General features: G+C 69.7%; 16 protein-coding genes. 12 read left to right on the top strand and 4 right to left on the bottom strand.

What is annotated here, in order from left to right; genetic code table 11:
* Window positions 1-124: 124 nt before the first annotated feature.
* The 3 genes from JHW38_RS14085 (at window position 125) to JHW38_RS14075 (ending at window position 3,606) form a co-directional block, all read left to right on the top strand.
* On the top strand, window positions 125-1,117 hold the full coding sequence (locus JHW38_RS14085; protein ID WP_207521956.1) for an ABC transporter ATP-binding protein: 993 nt from the start codon (window positions 125-127) through the stop codon (window positions 1,115-1,117).
* Window positions 1,114-1,875 carry an ABC transporter permease gene (locus JHW38_RS14080; protein ID WP_207521955.1) on the top strand — a complete coding sequence of 254 codons (762 nt, stop codon included), beginning with the start codon at window positions 1,114-1,116 and terminating at the stop codon, window positions 1,873-1,875. The genes JHW38_RS14085 and JHW38_RS14080 overlap by 4 nt, the downstream gene beginning before the upstream one ends.
* Window positions 1,876-2,235: 360 nt before the next feature.
* Window positions 2,236-3,606 (top strand): amino acid permease, encoded by a 1,371-nt coding sequence (locus tag JHW38_RS14075; RefSeq protein ID WP_207521953.1) that lies wholly within the window; start codon window positions 2,236-2,238, stop codon window positions 3,604-3,606.
* Between the two features lie 86 nt (window positions 3,607-3,692).
* Here the strand turns inward: JHW38_RS14075 and JHW38_RS14070 are convergent, their stop codons facing one another.
* The gene (locus JHW38_RS14070) at window positions 3,693-5,354 is read right to left on the bottom strand and encodes a vWA domain-containing protein (protein ID WP_207521952.1); all 1,662 of its coding nucleotides are present in this window, start codon (window positions 5,352-5,354) and stop codon (window positions 3,693-3,695) included.
* 250 nt (window positions 5,355-5,604) lie between these two features.
* On the opposite strand from JHW38_RS14070, the gene JHW38_RS14065 reads away from it, so the two are divergent.
* A complete protein-coding gene (locus JHW38_RS14065; RefSeq protein WP_207521951.1) occupies window positions 5,605-6,090 on the top strand; it encodes a tetratricopeptide repeat protein in 486 nt (161 codons plus the stop codon).
* Window positions 6,091-6,097: 7 nt separating this feature from the next.
* Here the strand turns inward: JHW38_RS14065 and JHW38_RS14060 are convergent, their stop codons facing one another.
* Complete coding sequence (locus JHW38_RS14060) at window positions 6,098-6,574, bottom strand: DUF2165 family protein (RefSeq protein WP_207521949.1); 477 nt, start codon at window positions 6,572-6,574, stop codon at window positions 6,098-6,100.
* A gap of 107 nt (window positions 6,575-6,681) precedes the next feature.
* Window positions 6,682-6,936 (bottom strand): DUF3297 family protein, encoded by a 255-nt coding sequence (locus JHW38_RS14055; RefSeq protein WP_207521947.1) that lies wholly within the window; start codon window positions 6,934-6,936, stop codon window positions 6,682-6,684.
* A gap of 317 nt (window positions 6,937-7,253) precedes the next feature.
* On the opposite strand from JHW38_RS14055, the gene JHW38_RS14050 reads away from it, so the two are divergent.
* Complete coding sequence (locus JHW38_RS14050) at window positions 7,254-8,438, top strand: lactonase family protein (RefSeq protein ID WP_242690941.1); 1,185 nt, start codon at window positions 7,254-7,256, stop codon at window positions 8,436-8,438.
* 187 nt (window positions 8,439-8,625) lie between these two features.
* Window positions 8,626-9,654 (top strand): aldo/keto reductase, encoded by a 1,029-nt coding sequence (locus tag JHW38_RS14045; protein ID WP_207521945.1) that lies wholly within the window; start codon window positions 8,626-8,628, stop codon window positions 9,652-9,654.
* Between the two features lie 190 nt (window positions 9,655-9,844).
* Here the strand turns inward: JHW38_RS14045 and JHW38_RS14040 are convergent, their stop codons facing one another.
* Window positions 9,845-11,968, bottom strand: a complete 2,124-nt coding sequence (locus JHW38_RS14040) for a hypothetical protein (protein WP_207521944.1) — start codon at window positions 11,966-11,968, stop codon at window positions 9,845-9,847.
* Window positions 11,969-12,426: 458 nt separating this feature from the next.
* Here JHW38_RS14040 and JHW38_RS14035 point away from each other — a divergent pair, with 458 nt between their 5' ends.
* The 6 genes from JHW38_RS14035 (at window position 12,427) to JHW38_RS14010 (ending at window position 19,952) form a co-directional block, all read left to right on the top strand.
* Window positions 12,427-14,358 carry an N-acetylmuramoyl-L-alanine amidase gene (locus JHW38_RS14035; protein ID WP_207521943.1) on the top strand — a complete coding sequence of 644 codons (1,932 nt, stop codon included), beginning with the start codon at window positions 12,427-12,429 and terminating at the stop codon, window positions 14,356-14,358.
* Between the two features lie 185 nt (window positions 14,359-14,543).
* On the top strand, window positions 14,544-16,688 hold the full coding sequence (locus JHW38_RS14030; protein WP_207521942.1) for a SpoIID/LytB domain-containing protein: 2,145 nt from the start codon (window positions 14,544-14,546) through the stop codon (window positions 16,686-16,688).
* Window positions 16,689-16,740: 52 nt separating this feature from the next.
* The gene (locus tag JHW38_RS14025; protein WP_242690940.1) at window positions 16,741-17,508 is read left to right on the top strand and encodes a M23 family metallopeptidase; all 768 of its coding nucleotides are present in this window, start codon (window positions 16,741-16,743) and stop codon (window positions 17,506-17,508) included.
* A 121-nt stretch (window positions 17,509-17,629) separates the two neighbouring features.
* Entirely contained in the window at window positions 17,630-18,547 is a 918-nt protein-coding gene (locus JHW38_RS14020) for a HEAT repeat domain-containing protein (RefSeq protein ID WP_207521940.1), read from the top strand.
* Between the two features lie 429 nt (window positions 18,548-18,976).
* Window positions 18,977-19,186 (top strand): cold-shock protein, encoded by a 210-nt coding sequence (locus JHW38_RS14015; RefSeq protein WP_074861621.1) that lies wholly within the window; start codon window positions 18,977-18,979, stop codon window positions 19,184-19,186.
* A 217-nt stretch (window positions 19,187-19,403) separates the two neighbouring features.
* Window positions 19,404-19,952, top strand: a complete 549-nt coding sequence (locus JHW38_RS14010) for a DUF6630 family protein (protein WP_207526368.1) — start codon at window positions 19,404-19,406, stop codon at window positions 19,950-19,952.
* The last annotated feature ends 35 nt before the right edge of the window (window positions 19,953-19,987 follow it).

The following is a 19,987-nucleotide window of genomic DNA, read 5'->3' as shown; positions in this document are numbered from 1 at the left end:
TTTTGCCGGCGCGCGGTGTCCGCACAACATCGCCGCGGCGCGCGCCGTTACCATCGCCCCACGCGCCGTTCCGGCGTTTCGCCACAGCCACCGCCGCGCCGCGCGCGGCCATCGCGGAGCCGCCATGCCGCCAGAACCTAACGCTTCCCCGTCGTCGGCGTCCCGCGCCGGCGATGCCATCGTGTCGATCCAGGGCCTGACCAAGACCTACGCCGGCGGTTTCCAGGCGCTCAAGCGCATCGACCTGGACATCCGCCGCGGCGAGATCTTCGCCCTGCTCGGCCCCAACGGCGCCGGCAAGACCACCCTCATCAGCATCGTCTGCGGCATCGTCAACCCCGGCGAGGGCCGGGTGCTGGCCGACGGCCACGACATCGTGCGCGACTACCGCGCCGCGCGCGCGGCGATCGGGCTGGTGCCGCAGGAACTGCACACCGATGCGTTCGAAACCGTGTGGGACACGGTGCGCTTCAGCCGCGGCCTGTTCGGCAAGCCGCCGAATCCGGCCTATCTGGAAACCCTGCTGCGCGAGCTGGCGCTGTGGGACAAGCGCGGCGAGAAGATCATGGCGCTGTCCGGCGGCATGAAGCGGCGCGTGCTGATCGCCAAGGCGCTTTCGCACGAGCCGCGGATCCTGTTCCTCGACGAACCCACCGCCGGCGTCGACGTGGAACTGCGCCGCGAGATGTGGGCGATGGTCTCGCGCCTGCGCGACAACGGCGTCACCATCATCCTGACCACGCATTACATCGAGGAGGCCGAGGAGATGGCCGACCGGGTCGGGGTGATCGACAAGGGCGAGATCGTGCTGGTCGAAGACACCCGCACATTGATGCGCAAGCTCGGCAAGAAGCAACTGACCCTGCAACTGCGGGCGCCGCTGGCGGCGTTGCCGGCGGAACTGGCGGACGCGGCCTTGAGCCTGTCGGGCGACGGCAACGAACTGGTCTACACCTTCGATGCGCAGGCCGAGGACACCGGCATCGCCGCGTTGCTCAAGCGGCTGGCCGAGCTGGGGATCGAGTTCAAGGACCTGCAGACCGCGCAAAGCTCGCTGGAGGAGATTTTCGTCAACCTGGTCAAGAAGCCGCGCGCGGCGACGGAGGCGCGGGCATGAACCTGCATGCGATCAAGGCGATCTATTTCTTCGAGATGCACCGCACCTTCCGCACCCTGATGCAGTCCATCGCCACGCCGGTGCTGTCGACCTCGCTGTACTTCATCGTGTTCGGTTCGGCGATCGGTTCGCGCATGGTCGAGATCGGTGGGATCAGCTACGCGGCCTTCATCGTGCCGGGCCTGATCATGATGTCGCTGCTGACCGAGAGCATCTCCAACGCCTCGTTCGGCATCTACCTGCCGAAGTGGTCGGGCACGATCTACGAACTGCTGTCGGCGCCGGTGTCGTTCGTCGAGACGATCTGCGGCTATGTCGGCGCGGCGGCGACCAAGTCGGTGATCCTGGGCACGCTGATGCTCGTCACCGCGCGCTGCTTCGTCGATTTCGACATCGTCCATCCGCTGTGGATGGTGACTTTCCTGATTCTGACCGCGGTCACCTTCAGCCTGTTCGGCTTCATCATCGGGGTGTGGGCGGACGGGTTCGAGAAGTTGCAGATGATCCCGATGATGATCGTGATGCCGCTGACCTTCCTCGGCGGCAGCTTTTACTCGATCGACATGCTGCCGCCGTTCTGGCGCTCGGTGTCGCTGTTCAATCCGGTGGTGTATCTGGTCAACGGGTTTCGCTGGAGCTTCTACGGCAAATCGGATGTGGATATCGGGCTCAGCGTGGGGATGACGGCGGGGTTCATGGTGCTGTGCCTGGTCGTGGTTTGGTGGATTTTCCGGACGGGGTACAAGCTCAAGAGTTGAGAGCGGCGACGTAGGCGGTTGGCGCGTGCCCTCACCCCAACCCCTCTCCCGCACGCGGGAGAGGGGCTTTCAAGTGCCGCTGCGAATGCGTTCCCTCTGCCGCTTGCGGGGTGAGGGGCTGCGCTTGCGAGCCATTGGCTCGCGCAGCATCGAACGCCCGAACGCTATGCGTTCGGGGCCGGGGCGGGGCTAGGGTGAGGGGATAAGCGCCGCAGGCGCGAATTTCGCTGCAGTCGACGCCGTCGTCCCAACCGAACCCTGCCGTATACCCAACCCGCGGAGTATGCTGCGCCGGTCCCGGCCCGGCCGCGCTGAGCGCAGCGCGGTCGTCGCGCCGGACCGCAGCCGGAGCACGTGCGGATGCCCAACGACCACCAGCAACTTCACCGCGGCCTCAGCGAGCGGCATATCCGCCTGATGGCGCTGGGCGCCGCGATCGGCGTCGGCCTGTTCCTCGGTTCGGCCAACGCGATCAAGCTCGCCGGCCCGGGCATCCTGCTGGCCTACCTGCTCGGCGGCGGCGCGATCTTCATCATCATGCGCGCGCTCGGCGAGATGGCCGTGCACAACCCGGTCGCCGGCTCGTTCAGCCGCTACGCGCGCGATTACCTCGGCCCGCTGTCGGGCTACCTGACCGGCTGGAACTACTGGTTCCTGTGGCTGGTGACGTGCGTCGCCGAGATCACCGCGGTCGGCGTGTACATGCAGGTCTGGTTCCCCGGCTCGCCGCAATGGGCGTGGGCGCTGGCCGCGCTGGTGGCGATGGGCTCGGTCAACCTGATCACGGTCAAGGCCTACGGCGAATTCGAATTCTGGTTCGCGATGATCAAGGTGGTGACCATCGTCGCGATGATCCTCGGCGGCCTGGCGATGATCGTGTTCGGCCTCGGCAACGGCGGCGTGGCCACCGGCATCTCCAACCTGTGGACGCACGGCGGCTTCTTCCCCAATGGCGCGCAGGGCGTGCTGATGTCGTTGCAGATGGTGATGTTCGCCTATCTCGGCGTGGAGATGATCGGCCTGACCGCAGGCGAGGCGGCCAACCCGGCCAAGTCGATTCCCGATGCGATCAACTCGGTGTTCTGGCGGATCGTGATCTTCTACGTCGGCGCGCTGTTCGTGATCCTGTCGCTGTACCCGTGGAACGAGCTCGGCACCACCGGCAGCCCGTTCGTGCTGACCTTCGAGCGCCTGGGCATCCGCGAGGCCGCCGGCATCATCAACTTCGTGGTCCTGACCGCCGCGCTGTCCTCGTGCAACGGCGGCATCTTCAGCACCGGGCGCATGCTCTACAACCTGGCCCAGCAGAAGCAGGCGCCGGCGCTGTTCGCGCGCACCTCGCCCGGCGGCGTGCCGCGCGCGGCGATCCTGGTGTCGGTGGTGGCGCTGCTGTTCGGCGTGGCGGCGAACTATCTGGCGCCGGCCAAGGTGTTCGTGTGGGTGACCTCGATCGCCACCTTCGGCGCGATCTGGACCTGGGGCGTGATCCTGGTGGCGCACATGAAGTTCCGCGCCCGCCTCAGCGCCGCCGAGCGCGACGCGCTGGCGTTCAAGGCGCCGATGTTCCCGGTCGGCTCGTGGATCGCGCTGGCGTTCCTGGTGCTGGTGATCGGGCTGATGGCGTATTTCCCCGACACCCGCGTGGCGCTGATCATCGGGCCGGCGTTCCTGATCCTGCTGACGGTGCTGTTCTACGCGCTGGGCTTCCATCGGCGCGAAGCGGTGGCGTAAGCGCGGCGGGAGTTCCCGACCCGACAAAAAACGGCGCGGTCGTTCCCGACCGCGCCGTTTGCGTTTTGCGCAAGGCGCTCAGCCTGTCATTCGGCGCCGCCCGCTGCGGCCTCGGCGCCGGCCGGCGCCTTGGCCTGCAGGCTGCGCGCGGTCTGCGCCAGTTGCAGGAACTCGCCGCGATAGCCGTTGCGGTCGTCGCCGCGCGCGCTGCGGGCCAGATCGATCACGCCATCCCAGCCGAAACCGCCGAGGTGCTCGCCGCCGCGCAGCAGTTCGCCGAAGCCGGCCACCGCCGCGGCGAAGCGCAGGCGCTCGCCCGGGCGGGCGGCGATGTCGCGGCGCATCAGCGCGGTTTCGATCAGCCGGCTGTCGTTCTCGCCGGGGCGCTTGTAGCGCAGCTTCAGCAGCGCCAGTTCGTCGGGCTTGACGCCCGCGGCGGGCTTGGCGGCTTCGCCTTGCGCGTAGCGCAGCGGGTCGCTGGCCTCGCCGCCGGAACCGACCAACGCCAGTTCGTACAGCGCGGTGACGTCGTGGCCGGCGCCGATCTCGCCGGCATCGACCTTGTCGTTGTTGAAGTCCTCGCGCTTGAGCAGGCGGTTCTCGTAGCCGATCAGGCGGTATTCGGCGACCACGGCCGGATTGAACTCGACCTGCACCTTGACGTCGCCGGCGATGGTCAACAGGGTCGAGCCCATTTCCTCGACCAGCACCTTCTGCGCCTCCAGCGCGCTGTCGATGTAGGCGTGGTTGCCGTTGCCGACATCGGCCAGCCGTTCGGCCATCGCATCGTTGTAGTTGCCGCTGCCGAAGCCGAGCGTGCTCAGGGCGATGCCGCTCTTGCGCTGGTCGGCGACCAGGGTTTCCAGGGCCTTCTGGTCGGACACGCCGACATTGAAATCGCCGTCGGTGGCCAGCAGCACGCGGTTGATGCCGCCGTCGATGTAGGCCTGGCGCGCGGTGGCGTAGGCCAGGCGGATGCCTTCGCCGCCGTTGGTCGAACCGCCGGCTTGCAGGCGTTCCAGCGCGTCCATGATCTCGCCGCCGTGGTCGCCCGGCGTCGGCGCCAGCACCAGCCCGGCGCTGCCGGCGTAGGCGACGATGGAGACGCGGTCCTGTGCGCGCAGCTGCGGCAACAGCTGGGCGAAGGCGCGCTTGAGCAGCGGCAGCTTGTCGGGTTCGTCCATCGAACCGGACGTGTCGACCAGCAGCACCAGATTGGCCGGCGGCAGCTGTTCGTGCTCGACCTCGTAACCCTGGATGCCGATCTGCAACAGCACGCGCTTGGCGTTCCACGGCGCCGGCGCGAGTTCGGTGCTGACCTTGAACGGCACGTCCTTGGACTCGGGGCGCGGGTAGCCGTAATCGAAGTAGTTCAGCAACTCCTCGATCCGCACCGCGTCCTTCGGCGGCAGCTCGCCGGCGGCGAGCATGCGCCGCACGTTGGCGTAGCTGCCGGTGTCCACGTCGATCGAGAAGGTCGACACCGGTTGTTCGGCGGTACGGTAGATCGGGTTCGGCGCGATGGTTTCGTAATGCTCGGTGTTGGGCTTGGGCGCCTGCGACAGGTACAGCACCTTCGCCTCGGCGGGCGCCGCTGCGTCCGCGGCCGGCGCTTCAGAGTGCTGGACCTCGCGGTTGCAACCGGACAGGACCAGCGCGGCGGTGAAGCCGGCGGCGAGCAGGGCGCGCGATGCCGGGAAGCGTGCGCGGCGGACGGGACGGGCAGGGGTGTGGGAACGCGACGACATGGTGATCCTCCGATGATCGGTTGTGCGTCGGTAGCGGTGGCCGCCGCTGCGTGCAGGCCGCGCCGCGGCCTCCGGCCGGGAGCGCAGCCGTCCTTGCGCGGCAGCGAGACGACGCTACAACAGCGCGTCTTCGCTTTTCGTTATGACGCAAGTCGTTTTTCCCCGGCCGCCGGCGCGGCACAATGGGCGCCCTGAATTCCGCTGAACCAGGCCGCGCGGGGGAAGCGCGCGGCCGGCCCCCGATCGCCGTATGTCCGAACCGCATTCCGAACTGACCGCGCTGCTCAAGCGCGCCCACGACGCCATCGCCGATGCGCGCGACGTCGAGGCCGTGCGGCTGTTGCAGCAGGTGCTGGAATGCGATCCCGACAATCTGCACGCGCAGTACCTGCTGGCGATCCAGCACGCCCAGCTCGGCCTGTACGAGCGCGCCGAACAGCGCCTGCGCGCGGTGCTGGCGCGGGTGCCGCAGTTCGTGGTCGCGCGGTTTCAGCTGGCCCAGTTGTTGCTGATGCGCGACACCGCAGGCGATGCGAGCGAGTGGCTGCAACCGGTGCTGGACGCGCCGGCGCCGCTGGGCGACTACGCCCGCGCGCTGCACGCCGCGGCCGGTGGCGACACCGCCGGCGCCTGCGTATTGATCGAATCCGCGTTGCGGCTGCCGCAGCCGGTGCCGGAGCTGGCCGCCGACATGCGCCGCCTGCTCGGCCGTTGGAGCGAGACCGCCGCGGCCTGAGCGCGGCTCAGGCGCGCAGGTTCACCGCGATCATCGCCGCCACCGCCACGCCGATCAGGACGAAGTGCAGCAGCTGCACGTTGTCCTGGCGGATGTAGTAGGCGAACCAGCTGCCGCCGAGCAACATCAGCAGGCAGGTGGCCATGAACGCCGCCAGCGCGAGGTTGGCCCACGCCGCCGGTTCCGCCGCCGCGCCGGCGAATGCGGCCGCGGCGAACCACAGCAGGCCCGCGCTGACCAGTTCGGCGGCGAGCACCAGCGCCAGCACCGCGCGGTGCCAGAACACCGATTCGACCCGCCGCGCCAGCAGCGGCGTCTGGATCGCCGGCGCCTGTTGCAGCGGCGCCATGCGCATGAGCTGGCCGAGCGCGAACGCACCGTTGCCGAACGCGCGCAGGTTGTTGAACGCGACCACGCTGAGCCAGGCCGCCAGGCCCGCGAGCAGGACGAACTTGAACACGATTAGGCTGAGGGCGAGCGACATGGCGGACTCCTGGAGGTCGAAAACCCCGCGCGGTTGCGGGGCGTTTGCAGGTTCGACGATCCAGGCCGGGGCGTTGTGACGCGCCGCCCCGGCTTTGCGCGCGGCGCTTACTCGGCGTCCGGCGCGGCGGTGAGGTAATAGGCCTCGACCGTGCCCTTGTGCTTCATCGTCATCGGATTGCCGCGGCGGTCGAGCGCCTTGCCGACCGGCAGACGCACCCAGCCTTCGCTGATGCAGTATTCCTCGACGTTGCTGCGCTCCACGCCGTTGAAGCGGATGCCGATGCCGCGTTCGAGCACGGACGGGGCGTAGAACGGGCTGCGCGGATCGTTGGAGAGGCGGTCGGGCGGGGTATCGGTCATGGTGGCGCTCGTGCGGTGTGGATGGCGCGCCGGCGCGGACGCGACCGGTGCGGCGCCTAGGATACGCGGGCGGGTCGGTACGGCCCAGCCCGCGCCGGCGCGGTCCGGGCAGTGGCGGCGTCCGGGCACGAAAGCGTCGGGCTTGAAGGCCTTCCCACGACAGCGAACGGCCCGGCGCGCGAGCTTTTGCGGGCGGGGCTTCAGGCCCGACGCTGTTGTCGCGGATCGCGCTGCACACGCCCGAACGCCAAACCCCGTCCTTGGTCGCGCGCCGCGATTAAGGCAGCATCGAGCCTTCGCGCCTACCGGAGCCGACGATGCCCCTGCGTTCCGCCCTGCTAGCCTGGAGCCTGATCATGAGCGCCACCTCCGCCCACGCCCACACCCAGGCCGACTCCGCGACGACCGAGCTGCTGGTCGGCTGCTACACCGGCGCGCAGTGCCGGGGCATCGGCCGCTACCGCTTCGATCCGGCCAGCGGGCGCATCGATCCGCAGCCGCTGGAAACCATCGAAACCGATAACCCGTCGTGGCTGACCGTGTCGCCCGACGGCGCGCGCGCGTTCGCGGTCAACGAGAACGGCCCGGCCTCGCCCGATCCGGTCGGCCGCGCCAGCAGCTTCGCGCTCGGCCGCGGCGCGCAGCGCTCGCAGCGGCTGTCGCAGGCCAACACGCTCGGCGACGATCCCGCCCACGCCGCGCTGAGCCGCGACGGGCGCTATCTGTTCGTGTCGAACTACTCCGGCGCGCAGAGCCCCGGCGGCAGCCTGGCGGTGTTGCCGGTCGGCGCCGACGGCCGCCTCGGCGCGGCGGTGCAGGTGCTCGGCCATCGCGCCAGCCAGGCCGATCGCGAGCGCCAGCTCGGCCCGCACGTGCACGCGGCGACGCCATCGCCCGACGGCCGCTACGTGTTCGCCGCCGATCTCGGCGCGGACAAGGTGTATGCCTATCGCTACGATCCCGCGCGCAGCGCCGAACGCCCGCTGCAGGCCGCGCCGACGCCGTGGCTGGATCTGCCGCCGGCGAGCGGGCCGCGCCATCTGCTGTTCTCCGCCGACGGACGCCATGCGTATCTGACTTTGGAGATGAGCGGCGAAATCGTCGCGCTCGATCACGCCGACGGCCGGCTGACCGCGATCCAGACGCTGGCGCTGGATCCGGGCCGGCGCGACGGCAACGCCGCCGCGGCCTTGCACCTGTCCGGCGACGGGCGGTTTCTCTACGTCAGCAATCGCGGCGAAGACAACCACATCGCGGTGTACGCGGTCGATCCCGGCGACGGCCGCCTGCGTGCGGTGCAGCGCCGCGCCAGCGAGGGCCGCGGCCCGCGCGAGTTCGCGCTCGCGCCGGACGGCCGCTTCGTGGTGGTGGCGAACCAGCACAGCGGCAACCTGGTGGTGATCGCGCGCGATCCGGCCAGCGGCGAGCTCGGCGAAACGGTGCAGATGCTGCCGATGGTGTCGCCGTCGGATGTGAAGTTCGTCGTCGCGGCGCGGCCTTGAGCGCGGCGGCGCCTGCGGGCCCGACATTTTTCGTTCCGGCCGCGCCGGTCCGAACAGGAACGTCGGGCCTGAAGGTCCTCCCGCCGCCGCCCGCCTCTCAGAACAACGCATCGTCCCGCCCGCGCGGTTGAGCCGGCGCCGGCGATGGCGTGCAATGGCCGCCTCCCCCTAATTTCAGGAGTGCGGCATGGACCACCGTTATCTCGGCCGCTCCGGCCTGCGCGTGCCGGTGCTCAGTTTCGGCACCGGCACCTTCGGCGGCCAGGGCGACTTCTTCAAGGCCTGGGGCCAGACCGACGTGGCGCAGGCGCGCCGCCTGCTCGACGTGGCCCTCGACGCCGGCGTCAACCTGTTCGACAGCGCCGACATCTATTCCAACGGCGCGGCCGAATCGATCCTCGGCGAAGCGCTCAAGGGCCGCGCGCGCGACGGTTATCTGATTTCGACCAAGGCCACCTTCCGCTTCGGCGACGGCGAGAACGAAGTCGGCTCCTCGCGCCAGCACCTGCTGCGCAGCGTCGACGCCGCGCTCAAGCGGCTGGGCACCGACTACATCGACCTGTTCCAGCTGCACGGCTTCGATGCGCGCACGCCGGTCGAGGAAACTCTGTCCACCCTCGACGATCTGGTCCGCGCCGGCAAGCTGCGCTACCTCGGCGTGTCGAATTTCTCCGGCTGGCATCTGATGAAGTCGCTGGCCACGGCCGAGCGTTACGGCTGGAGCCGCTACGTCGCCCATCAGGCCTATTACTCGCTGATCGGCCGCGACTACGAATGGGAGCTGATGCCGCTGGGCCTGGACCAGGGCGTCGGCGCGGTGGTGTGGAGCCCGCTGGGCTGGGGCCGGCTGACCGGCAAGATCCGCCGCGGCCAGGCGCTGCCGGAAACCAGCCGCCTGCACGTCACCGCTGACAAGGGGCCGCCGGTGGACGAGGAGTATCTGTACCGCGTGGTCGATGCGCTCGACGAAATCGCGGCGGAAACCGGCAAGACCGTGCCGCAGATCGCGTTGAACTGGCTGTTGCAGCGGCCGACCGTGGCGACGGTGGTGATCGGCGCGCGCAACGAGGAGCAGCTCAAGCAGAACCTCGGCGCGGTGGGCTGGAACCTGAGCGCGGAGCAGGTCGCCAAACTGGACGCGGCCAGCGCGCGCGACAAGGCGTATCCGTATTGGCATCAGAGCGGCTTCGCCGAGCGCAATCCTTCCCCGGTCTGACGCGATCGGGCGACCTGCCTGTAGGAGCGGCGCGAGCCGCGACCGCGGGGTTTCGGCTCGCGCCGCGGGTTTCGCCGCAGTTGCGTTGTCGCGGTCGCGACTCGCGTCGCTCCTACAGGGGGCTTCGGAAAAAAGAAAACGCCCGGCGCGAGCCGGGCGTTTTCGTCTTCAGCGCGAACGCGAGCGAACCTCAGCCCGCATCCTTCATCTTGAACGTACCCGGCAGCGCCGTATTGCGGCTGTCGCCCCACATCATCATCGTCACGAAGTCCTCGCAGCCGGCCTGGCCGCTGCGCGAGATCGCGGCGAACACTTCGTCCGGGGTCTTGGCGATGGCGATCTGCTCGGTCACGTCGTTCGGGAACGGCGTCACCCGGCCCGAGTCGAGGTCGCGCAGGCGCTCGCCGCCGTGCTCGTCGCCGCCGAGGTTGCCGACGCTCTCGCGGGCGCGGTCGCGCAGGGCCAGCAGGTCCTTGTCGGTGAACTCGAACTGCAGGTGCTGGTCGCCGTCGAACTTCTTGTTGATCTGGTCGGGGTGGTACGACGAGTTGAAGTAGGACGCGGCCACGTCGCTGGTGTTCGGCAGCACCAGGGTCCACTCGGTGGAGTCCGGCACCGGCTTGCCGTCGGCGCCGATCTGGAACTGCACGTCGGTGGTCTGGCCCATCGACTGGTAGCTGTTGGTCTGGTCGACCGTGCCGTCCTGCCAGACGTTGCGGGTGATGGTCAGCTGGCTGCTGTTGCCGATGCCCAGCGAGATCGGGCCGGCGTCGATGCCCAGGCGCGCGGCGTGTTCGGCGTTGAACACCTCGCTGGTGCCCGAGCGCTGCACGCCCGGCGGATTCCAGTCGGGCACCTTGCCGCCGCTGATGAACGCCTGGTACGCGTCGCGGCCTTCCTGGGTCGACAGATCGATGCGCGCGGTCTGCAACGAACGGTTCTCGGCGCTGGTCTCCACGCTCAGGCCGACCGACAGCGTGCCGACCTTGCCGAGGCCGAACATGGTCGCGTTCTCGACCGTCTGCATCGGGCCGGCGTAGACCTCGACCACCGAGCCTTCCATCTTGCGCACGCCGAAACCGGCGCCGTCGAGTTCGGTGTGGGTGCCGCCGATGCCGGCGATGAACTTGTAGTTGATGGCGAAGTCCGAACCGGTCAGGTTCTGCCCACGCATCAGCACCGAGGTGCCTTCCGGCATCGCCAGCGGATCCAGCGGGCTCGGCATCGCGCTCATGTCGCCCTTGTCGAGTCGCGAACCCTGCTGCGGCGTCACCGTCGCCTCATAGCTCAGGCGGGTGCCTTCGAACTCGGTGTAGTGGCCCGACACCGGCAGGCCCTTGACCGCGTTCTTGAGCAGCGGCGAGCTCTCGATCATGCGCTTGGTTTCGTCGGACACCGCGCCCAGGCGCGTGCCCCACGAATAGAGCTTGTTGAGCGGGGTCTTGCCCACGTCCACGCCGGCCTCGCCCTGCACCTGCACCGAGGCCTTGAACTGCTGGCTCTGCTGGAAATCCACGCCGGTCTGCACGTCGGACAGCTCGACCTTGCCTTCCACCGTGACCTGCGCTTCGGCGCGCACCGGAATCATCGACGGCGTGCTCGCGCCGATCACCGGCGTGGAATAGCTGACCGACATGCCGGGATTGATCGCGTACGACAGCACGTCGTTGGGCATGGTGCCGAGCAGTTCATAGCCGGCGGCGATCTGCTCCGGGCTCGGGTTGTCGGGCAGCTTCACCCCGAGCGTGTCGAGCGCGGTGCGCACGCTGTCGAGCTTGAGGTTCGACACCGCGCTGGCGCCGACCGGCGCGTCCTGGTTGGTCAGGTACGCCGGCACTTCGGCCGGCTTGTCGGTCGACTCTTTGACGATGCGCTGCAATTCCTTGACGTAAGGATTGCTGTTGAAGGCGTCGCGCGACTGCTGGTACTCGTAGTTGGCGGTGGCGCCGTTGAGGCCGCTGTTGCGGTATTCCTCGAGCTTGGGCTCCATCCGGTCCAGCGCTGCCTGCGCTTCGCTGCGGCGGGTGCCGTTGAACTCGGTCACGCGCGGGCCGTAGATCGAGTTGTAGACCTCCGACGGCATGCCCGAGGACAGATCGCTGTTCTTCGGCAGCGGCAAGGCATGGATCGCGCGCACCGCTTCTTCCGGCGTCTTGGCGTCCTTCGGCGGCGGCGGGGGCGGCGGAGGCGGGGGCGGCGGCGGAGGTTCCGGCGCCGGCGCGGCCTGGGTCTTGGCGCCGTCCAGAATGGCCTGCCGGTCTTCCGGAGGCAGGTTGCGCAGCATCTGGTAATTGACGCCGTCGATTCCGCTCATGACTGATCCTTCGTTGGCAAACGGACGCCCCGATGCGTCCAGGCGGTCACGATAAGAGCGTGCGTTCAGGCGGGTAACTGGGGGCGACCCTAGACAGGTGCAGGGGAGAGGCAGGAGCGGGAAGGGGGGAGCGGGATTGGGGAACTGGGGATGCGCAGGGGCGGGAGCGTTCCGCGTCTTTCTGGCTGCGATGGCGGGTTCCTGGCGGTGGGCTCCAACGCTTCGAGTCTTCAGTTCCCCAACCCCTAACCCCCAACCCCGCTCCTGCTCCATGCCGCACCGCACCCCAAGCGCCGTCGCAGCCGGCGCTGGACTCGCCCCAGCACGCACTCCCGGAGTGATTGCCATCGCGGAACCGAACATCCGCGGCGCAAACCGCGGCGGGCAGCACTTGCGTGCCAGGAAAAAGCAGTAAAAGGGCGGCGCGGGAATTTTTAATTCTCTCGGGGATAAACAGCATGAACGAATATTCCGTCAGCCGGCGCCTGCGCCGGTCGCCGTTGTCGCGCGCCTCGTTGTCGCTGCTGCCGTTCGCGTTGATCGTCGCCTGCGCCTGGCCCGCGTCGGCCGCGCCCGCCGCGGCGCCGGAAGACGCGGCGTTGGCGCAGCGGCTGCGTCTGGAAGAATCGCTGGCGCGCATCGACCGCCAGCTCTACGCCGCGTACTTCGGCCAGGCCTATGCGCGCTATCCGTCGATTCCGCGCGGCACCCTGGAAGCGATGGCCTACGTCACCACCCGCTGGCAGAACCTGCAGCCGGCGCGCGCCGCCGATTCGCACCAGCACATGCCGCGCGCCTACGGCGTCATGGGCCTCTACCACGGCGAGGGGTTCGCCGATCAGGCCGGCGACGGCGCGCGCCTGCTCGGCGTGCCGGCGCAGCGCGTGCTGCGCGATCCGGCGGCGAACATCCTCGCCGCGGCCGCGTTGCTGGACCGCGAACTGCGCGCCGACGGCGTCGACGCGCATTCGCCGGTCGAAGCCACCCGCGCCGCGCTCGAGCGCTACGCCGGTTTCGCCCCGGCCGCGGGCGGCGCGGCCAAGAGCGCGGTGCAGTCGCACGCGCGCGCCAGCTTCGCCTTCGACGTGCTGTCGGCGCAGGACAAGGGCGTCAACGACCGCGGCATCGTCGTGCCGGAGCGCCCGGTGCGCTGGGAACGCGCGTTCGACGCACCGGCGCTGCTGCGCCTGCGCGCGCCGTTCGTGCGCCTGAACGTCGCCGCCGACACGGTCGAAGCCTTGGGCGCCGACGGCGGCTTCCGCATCGACCCGCGCGACGAAACCCTGCGCGCGCCGGCCGGTTCGCGCACCGAAGCGGCCGCGGCGGCGGAGAAAAGCACCGACTACGGGCCCGCGCTGTGGGTGGCGTCGCCGTACCACTCCGACCGCACCTCGTACGACTCGGTCACCATCCACACGATGGAGGGCTACTACGCCGGCAGCATCTCCTGGTTCCAGAACAATCCCTACAGCGTCAGCGCGCACTACCTGATCCGCAGCTCCGACGGCCAGATCACCCAGATGGTGCGCGAGAACCGCGCGGCCCATCACGTCGGCGTGCACAACAAGACCACGCTCGGCATCGAGCACGAAGGCTTCATCGCCAACGCCAGCTGGTACACCGCGGCGATGTACAACGCCTCGGCCGCGCTGACCCGGCACTTCTGCGCGACTTACGGCGCGATCAACTGCGCCAGCGCGTTCAAGGGCCCGGGCGGCACCGGCATCAACGTGCTGCCGGCCAGCGTCAAGGTCAAAGGCCACCAGCACTACAGCAGCCAGACCCACACCGACCCGGGCCAGTACTGGGACTGGGCGCGTTACTACAACCTGTTGAACCCGGGCACGCCCGGCGGCGGCAGCGTGATCGACCACTTCGAAAGCTCGGTCGGCCACTTCGATACCTCGCCGGCGTATTCGGGCAGCACCACCGGCATCTCGACCGCGTCGCTGGCCGAGCGCAATTGCACCACGCGCAAGAACGGCGAGTGCTCGCTGCGCGTGCTGCTCAAGGACGACGCCGCAAGTTCCAATGCCTGGGCGGTGCGGCTGCTGTCCGCCGGCGGCACGCCCGGCAGCAACGCGGCGCTGACCCGCGCCAACGGCAAGGTCGGCTTCTGGGTCTACACCGGCGCTAGCGGCGTCAGCGCGGCGATCGGCGTCGACGACAGCGACGGCACCGAGCGCTCGGTGGCGCGCGCGATTCCGGTCGACACCTGGACCTACCTGGAGTGGCGCCTGGACGACGACGCGCAATGGGACGCCTGGGTCGGCGGCGCCAACGGCGCGATCACCGCCGCCACGGTCAAGCTCGACGCGGTGTGGTTCTACCGCGACCAGACTTCGTTCGACGTCAACCTGTACGTCGACGATGTGCAAGTGAAGAACTGAGCGTCCGGCGCGCAGGCGGCAATCCCGCAGCGGCCTGCGCGCCGGTTCTCGTCGTCGATGTTCCGGTTGCGACGCATGCCGTTGCGACTTCGTTCCGACCGCAGCGGCCTGCTGTGGCCGGAGGGCCTATAGGCCCGGCGCTTTCCGCTCCGCCCAGGCCGAACCTCCCTCATCGGGAAACGCGCATGACCGCTACGCCATCGCCGACCTCGCCCACGCTGCGCCGCACGCCGACCTGGCCCGCGCTCCTGGTCCTGCTGCTCGCCGCAGCGGTATCCGCGCAATGGTTGCGCGACCGCGTCGCCGCCGCGACCGATGCCGCAGCGCCGTCGCCGCCATCGCGCGCCTTGGCCGACGCCGGTTCCGCCGAGCGCCTGCTGCGCATCCGCGTCCGCGACAGCGTCGACGGCGCCGCGCTCGAAGCCAACCTCAGCGTGCACCCGCTCGACCCCGCCGCGCAGGTGCGCGCGCTCGCGCGCGACCCGGCCGTGCGCGGCGCGCGCAACGCCACCCTGGCCGCCGGCGACTACGAACTGCGCATCGGCGCCGCCGGCCACCAGACCCTCAGCACGCGCGTGCGCATCGACGCCGCGCAGCCGCTGCCGTTGACCGTGTGGCTGCCGCCGACGGTGTCGTCCGACGCGCTCGACCGCCTGGCCCTGCAAGCCGCGGCCTGCGCGCGCTGCGCGCGCTACGCCGGCCGCGTGTTCGACGCCGCCAGCGGCGCGCCGCTGGCGGGCGCGACGGTGCGCAGCAGCCAGGGCGCGCGCACGCGCAGCGACGCCGACGGCCGCTTCGAACTGAGCGCGCAGTTGCCGGCCGCGCGCGCCGCCGCCGATGCGTTGCCGCCGACGCTGGATCTCACCATCGAAGCCGCCGGCTACCGTGGCCGCGAGCTCGCCGGTCTGCCGCTGCTCAACGATGCGCGCGCAGTGATCGTCGATCTCGAACCCGGCCAGGGCCTGAGCCGCAGCGACCGCCGCCACGTGCAGCAACGCGCGCGGCTGCGCGACGACCTGCAACGGCCGATGCCCGCCGCCGACGCCGCGCAGGCGCGCGCCGACGCGGCCGCAGCCGCCGATGCGCTCGACCCCGCGCGCCCGCAGACCGCTGCGCGCGCGCAAGCGCTGGCGGCGCAGTCGGCCAACGTGCCGGTGCCGGCCAGCATCCGCGTCGGCACCAATTGCTCCGGCCGCTCATGCAGCTCGGTCTCGGTCTACGCATTCGAGGACTACGTCGGCCGCGGCCTCGACGAAGAATGGATTCCCTCGTGGAACCCGCAGTCGCTCGCCGCCGGCGCGGTCGCCTACCGCAGCTACGCCGCGTACTACGTCGCCCATCCGGTCAACAGCCGCTACGACATTTGCGCCAGCACCTCGTGCCAGGCCTTCGACAACGACAGCGTCGCCGCCACCGTCGCCGCGGCCGCGGCGACCCGCGGCGTGGTGCTGACCCGCGACGGAGCCAGCGCCGCCTTCAGCGAATACTCCTCGGAGAACAACGCCTGGGACGATCCGTCCGACGGCTTGTCCTGCGTCAACACCGACCTGAGCTGCGGCAACGGCCGCAACGGTTCGCCGCGCAACGGCTGGCCGTGCCTGTCCGACGAAGTCGGGCGCGGCCGCGGCTGCTTCGGCCACGGCCGCGGCATGAGCCAGTGGGGCACGCAGCGCTGGGCCGCGAACAACGGCCGCGACTGGCGCTGGATCGCCAACCACTACTTCAACGGCAACAACGCGCCCGGCGGCCAGCGCAACGCCTACCTGGCCAACGACGGCGCCGGCCCGGGCCCGGGCGCGGTGGTGTTCGAGGATTTCGAAAGCGGCGTCGGCCGCTTCGACAGCGCGCCGACGTATTCGGGCAGCACCGTCGGCATCGCCGCGACCTCGCTGGCGCAGCGCGATTGCGCCACCCGCCGCAACGGCGCGTGTTCGCTGCGGGTGCTGCTCAAGGACGATCCGAATGTGGCCACCGCCTGGGCGGTACGGCTGCTGTCGGCCGGCGGCACGCCGGCGAACAACGTCGAGCTGCTGCGCGCCGGCGGCAAGGTCGGCTTCTGGATCTACACCGGCGGCAGCGGCCTGCGCGCCTCGCTGAGCGTCGACGACAGCGACGGCAGCGAGCGCGGCATCGAACGCGCGATCCCGGCCAACCAATGGACCTACCTGGAATGGGCGCTCGACGACCCGGCGCAATGGAACGCCTGGGCCGGCGCCAGCAACGGCCAGATCGACGCCGCCGGCGTGCGCCTGGACGCGGTCTGGCTGCTGCGCGAACAGACCAGCTTCGACGTCAACCTCTACCTCGACGATGTGCAGATCGTGCATTGACCCGCAACGTTCCCGCCGCCGTTACGGCGGCCTTCCACTTGGAGCCACGTCCGTGAAACAACCCAAGCACTTGCGCAGCGCGTTGGCGCTGCTGAGCTTCGCCTCGCTGTTCGGCACCGCCGCCCAGGCCGCGCCGACCTTCCAGATGCCGTTCCCGTGCGGCCAGGTCTGGGAAGGCCAGACCCGCACCAACCACAACCCGCAGAACTCGGTCGACTTCAACCGCGCCAACGACGAAGGCGACACCGTCGTCGCGGCCGCGGCCGGTACCGTCAGCGTGGTCCGCAACCTCGGCGACACCAGCTACGGCAAGTACGTGGTGATCGACCACGGCGGCGGCTGGAGCACGCTGTACGCGCACCTCAACAGCTATTCGGTCTCGGTCGGCCAGAACGTGGCGATCGGCAAGTCGATCGGCACCGTCGGCAGCACCGGCGGCTCGACCGGCCCGCACCTGCATTTCGAAGAACGCCTCAACGGCTCGGCGCAGAAGATCAAGTTCAACGGCGCGCAGATCACCTACTGGGGCAGCGCCAGCTACACCAGCCGCAATTCCTGCGGCGGCGGGGGCGGCGCGTCGGGCACGGTCGGCACCAACGGCACGCCGTTGAACGTGCGCTCCGGCCCGGGCACCTCGTACTCGATCGTCGACAGCCTCGCCAACGGCGCCAAGGTGACGATCCAGTGCCAGACCACCGGCACCTCGGTGACCGGCACCTACGGCACCAGCAACATCTGGAACCGGATCGGCAGCGGCCGCTTCATTCCCGACGCCTACACCTACACCGGCTCCGACGGCCGGGTCGCGCCGGACTGCTGACGGCGCCGGACGCCCGCTTCGCGCGCGAAGCGGGCGTTCGCGGCGGCACGCGCCGAAGCCGGAAACGCGCGCCTCCCGCAAGCCGCTATCCTGCCCGCATGCGCTCACCCACTTGCCCCGCATGAATCTCCGGCAAGCCGTGCCGATCGCGGTCGTCTCGGCCCTGATCGGCGCGCTCGCCGGCGGCGCCTACGTCGCCCGCCGCGACCGCGCCGACGTTGCGCCCGCGCGCACGGCCGCGCCCGTAGCGACGGCGGCACACGCCAACGACCACGCTGCCGCAGCTTCGCCTTATCCCGAATACCTCTCGCTCGGCGGCGCCGCGCCGGTGAGCTTCGAATCCCTGCGCCGCCGCGCCCAGCGCGATCCGAAGTTCCTGCAAGACTTGCTGCAGCGCTACGGCAACGAAACCGCCGCCGACGCGCGCGGCGAACTGCTGGCGCTGCTGCATGCGGTCGGCGGCGACGACGTGCTGCGCTACGCGCTGTCGCGCGCCGCCAGCACCCGCGCCGAGGACGAACGCGTCGGCCTGGACCTGCTCGGCGGCTATTCGCTGGAACGCGCCGAGGTGCGCGAGACGCTGCTGGCCAAGCTGCGCGCCGGCGGCGAACCGCAGCGCGAAGCCGAGCTGATCCGCATGCTGACGCCCGCGGCGATGCCCGACGAGGACGCCGCGCCGGTGGTCGAGCGGCTCGGCGCGCTCGCCCGCGACGCCGACCCGGAAGTGCGCGGCGAAGCGGTCGCGCAACTGGCGCAGTGGGCCGAGCCCGCGCAGGCCGAGGAGGCGCTGCACCGCGCCTTGCTCGATCCCGCCGCGACGGTGCGCAGCAAGGCGATCGTCGCCGTGTCCGGTTCGCATGCGCGCAGCGAGCGGCTCAAGGACGCGTTGCTGGCGATCGCCGCCGACCCGGCCGGTTCCGCCGCCGACCGTGGCGCGGCGGCGATGGCCTTGCAGGACTTCCGCCTCAACCGCGCCGAGTACGCGATCTGGAAGCGCGCTCAGGCCCGCGCCGACGCCGAGAGCGGCGAGGGCGGCTGAGCCGTCCGCGCCCATTCGCGCGCGGATGGACGCGGATCGCAGCCTGGACGTGATCGCGGGCCGGTTCAGCGACGGTCGCCGGCTGCGGCCCTCGCTGAACGGGGCAACGGCATGGGGCTAACGCCAAAGTCCATAAAAATCAATCGGCTAGTGGTATTGGCCGGGCCCCGGAACGGCCGCCGGAGGCGGCCCGAAGCGGCCCGGCCGACGCGGCCGGATGAATTTGCTTGCCCAGACCAATTGATTTTCCCTGCGGACGCCACTACGGTGTGCGTGCTGAGTTAGTCAAGGGTCACCGTAGGTCGTGACCCGATGCCGTAGATCGTCGATTCACAGATCCACTCCATCGTTCCACGCTTCCTCCTTGCGACCAGCTCCAACGCCGCGAAAGCGGTACATCAACGTATATGTTTCAAGGAGTTAGCAAAAATGGCTGATCGTGAGAACGGCACCGTCAAGTGGTTCAACGACGCTAAGGGCTTCGGCTTCATCTCCCGCGAGAGCGGCGACGATGTGTTCGTGCACTTCCGCGCCATCCTCGGCAACGGCTTCAAGAGCCTCCAGGAAGGCCAGAAGGTCTCGTTCGTCGTGACCCAGGGCCAGAAGGGCCTGCAGGCCGACCAGGTCCAGCCGCTGTAATAGCGGTTGCCTGAGTAGGCAAGCTCAGGCGGTTCGTCCGCCCAAGCATTTGAAAAGCCCGGCGCAAGCCGGGCTTTTCTTTTGCGCGTGCGCCGTCCGCGCGGCCGCGTGCCGGCGCGGGCGTTGCGCGGCCCCGCGCAGCCGACGCGCCGCGTACTTTTCTTTGCCCGCCGCCGGCGCGACCATAAAGCGCCCCGAGCCCGCGAGCGTCGCCATGCTGCCCGACAACGAGTCCGACTACGAAGACGACGGCCACGACTTCGCCAGCGACAACGACGACGACGAGACGCTCGACGACGAAGCCCTGGTCTGGCAGTTGCTGCTGCTGATCAATCCCGGCGACGAAGACACCGCGCTGCAGCAGTTCGCCCGCTACCGCGAGGCGCGCGAGGACAGCGGCGACGAGCGCGAGCCGGTCGAGACCGTGCAGGAGGCGATCGACTGGATCTCCGGCTTTTACGTCGACTGGAAGGACACCGCGAGCTTCGTCGACGTGATCGACCAGCTCGCCGCGCGCTGGAACCTGCGCATCGAGTGGGGCGTGGAAGATCCGTCCGACGACGATTTCCTCGACGGCACCGACGTGCCCGAGCTGATGTCGATCGCCTACGACCGGCTGCGCGAACACGGCTATACGCTGTGGAACTACGACACCGGCGGCGACGCCTATGCCGGCTGGATCGCGCTGCGGCGCGACGACGAGAACATGAAGGCGGTGGCGTCCGGGTTGGGGATCGATGTGCAGCCGGGCAGCGAGGCGTTCTGAGTCCGGCTCAGCAGGTACGAGCGCGTCGGGCCTGA

Source organism: Lysobacter enzymogenes (assembly GCF_017355525.1).
Lineage (GTDB): Bacteria > Pseudomonadota > Gammaproteobacteria > Xanthomonadales > Xanthomonadaceae > Lysobacter > Lysobacter enzymogenes_C.
Note: the sequence above shows the minus strand (reverse complement) of the source record. Positions and strands in the feature narration are given on the sequence as shown.